Origin of the sequence: Shewanella sp. N2AIL, from assembly GCF_022690845.1 — a bacterium.
GTDB classification, from domain to species: domain Bacteria; phylum Pseudomonadota; class Gammaproteobacteria; order Enterobacterales; family Shewanellaceae; genus Shewanella; species Shewanella baltica.
On sequence record NZ_JALBYT010000119.1, the window covers coordinates 1 to 255 of the forward strand.

At 50.2% G+C, this 255-nt stretch carries 1 rRNA gene; it reads left to right on the forward strand.

The window, feature by feature from the left end:
* Window positions 1-255: ribosomal RNA gene (locus tag MO387_RS21360) — 23S ribosomal RNA — on the forward strand; the annotation flags it as partial.

Consider the following 255-nt stretch of genomic DNA (forward strand, 5'->3'; position numbering starts at 1 on the left):
GTTGATTTCTTAGGCAAATCCGGGGAATCGCACTTTAGTGTGCAGACTGAGAGCTGATGACGAGGTCCTAAGGGACTGAAGTAGTTGATGCCATGCTTCCAGGAAAATCTTCTAAGCTTCAGGTTAGCGGGAATCGTACCCCAAACCGACACAGGTGGTCGGGTAGAGAATACCAAGGCGCTTGAGAGAACTCGGCTGAAGGAACTAGGCAAAATGGTACCGTAACTTCGGGAGAAGGTACGCTCCTGTTGGTGA